The sequence below is a fragment of the Streptomyces sp. NPDC039424 genome (assembly GCF_055639495.1).
In genome coordinates, this window is sequence record NZ_JBVKAI010000049.1 from 1 (window position 1) to 1980 (window position 1980).

Annotated in this window: 1 protein-coding gene and 1 pseudogene; one reads left to right on the top strand and one right to left on the bottom strand. The window is 68.1% G+C overall.

The features are described from left to right. Positions 1-163 precede the first annotated feature (163 nt). Entirely contained in the window at positions 164-970 is an 807-nt protein-coding gene (locus tag ACZ7L0_RS43915) for a hypothetical protein (protein WP_471248192.1), read from the bottom strand. A 234-nt stretch (positions 971-1204) separates the two neighbouring features. Here ACZ7L0_RS43915 and ACZ7L0_RS43920 point away from each other — a divergent pair. Beyond that, positions 1205-1961, top strand: a pseudogene (locus ACZ7L0_RS43920) (transposase family protein). The last annotated feature ends 19 nt before the right edge of the window (positions 1962-1980 follow it).

Here is a 1980-nt window from a genome sequence, read left to right on the forward strand (position 1 = left end):
TGAGCCTTTTCCAACCTCATACCTGTGCTGCTCCTCGGCCTGCTGACGACTGCACGCACCGATCTGTAGCGAGGTCATGACCAGCAGATCCGCAGTCGGTCCCGGCGGCCCAGACACTTCGCCGAGCATGGTCAGCGGCGCTGACATCCGGGTTAGAAAGGGCTCAGCGCTCCGGCAGCTCCCATGAAGCGAACCAGTGGGGGAACGGCCCGGCGGAGGGCGGGAACGCGAACGGCGAGGTGCGGTCGGTGAGCAGTCGCAGCACGAATTCGCCGGTTCCGCAGTCGAAGCGCTGCCACTCACCGTCCAGGTACTGCACCAGAACCGGCCAGTCGTCGGGATCGGCCGGTCCGGTCAGCCAGTGGAAGGTCAGCTCCTGCTCGGAGGTCCCCCATATGAGCACGCCGCCAGGCGCGGGGTGGACCGGGTATGGCCGGTACAGGTCGGCGTACCGTGCCATGCCCTGGCCCCAGGAGACCAAATCCGTGCCCAGCGCACCCGGCACCAGCAGGTCCAGGTACTCGTCGAAACTGCCCGCGCCGAAGGCGTCGACGATGTCCTTGTAGTCACCGGGCAGCGCGGTGCACAGCGCTGCCTCCGTCGCGGCCCAGTCGACGCCGCACCGATCGGGCTCCGTCCACCCGGTGGCCTCCCGCAGCAACGCCACCCACCCGACACCGGGCGGGCGGGTGAACACGCGCCGGGCAAGGATCACGGCGCGGCGCGGGCCATCGGGGGTGGCCGTCACGCCGTATCCGAACCAGTGCCCGGCCAGCACCCACCCGCGCAACTCCAGCAGCCCGCCCTCCCCGCCGATGGGAAGACCACCCTCCCCGCCCACCGGCGGACCGTCGGGCGCCCCTGCCGCCGTACCCCCCACGACCCACGCACGTACGGGCAGACTCGCCCCGCCAATCACGTCCGCAGCGACGCGTTCCAGCTCGGCCAGATCCTCCGCGTCACTGGACACACAGACATGCCCTGCCCCATGAGTGGGCAGCGGGCAGTGCAATTCGGGCGCGCGCCAGGCGTCGTTCAGACGGGCGTGCAGAGCGGAGGCGTCCACGCGGCCAAGTGAACAGCACGGCACTGACATTGAGCCTCTTCAACCTGCATCAGCAGTAAGCCGTTGGGCTGACAACAGGGTGAAGCCCCTGGTAGATGGGTTTTCGACCAAGATCACCAGTCTGCCAGGAGCTTACGCGTGCTTGTCTACCCATCCGGTAGCGATCTGTCCAGCCGCACTCTGAAGCACCTATCCGGTCTCCTCGCAGGCCACCGTCGTCGGATCGGTTCCCGGTGGCGGCGCCTGACCTGTGGTCGGCAGGCCGTGCTCGTCCTGGCCCACCCGCGCTGCGGCGACACCTACGCCCGCCTCGCAGCAGGTTTCCGCGTCGGGATCGCGACGGTCCACCGGTACATACGCGAGGCCGTCGACCTCCTGGCCGCTCTCGCGCCCACGCTGGAACAGGCCATGACGACGGTGCGGAAGAAGGCGTACGTGATCCTCGACGGCACATTGCTGCCAATCGACCGCATCGCCGCCGACAGGCCGTACTACTCGGGGAAGAATAAGCACCACGGGATGAACGTGCAGGTCCTCACGGATCCAGCCGGCCGTCTGATCTGGGCCTCGGACGTGCTACCCGGAGCGAGCCGTGCACGATCTGACCGCGGCCCGGACCCACGGCATTCCCGCCGCTCTCGCCGTTGATGACGTCAAGTGCTGGGCTGACAAGGCGTATCAGGGCGCAGGCCCTGCTGTCCGCGTCCCGCTCCGGGGCAAGAACTCGCGCGGCTGGCGTCGTCGTCACAACCGCGATCACGCCAAAATCCGCAGTCTCGGCGAACGCGCCATGGCCACCCTCAAATGCTGGCGCCTCCTGAGGAAACTCCGCTGCAGCACCACCCGGATCACCGCCGTCGTCCGTGCCGTCGTCGCACTCGAACTCGCCACCTGATCGAGATGGAAAAGGCTCA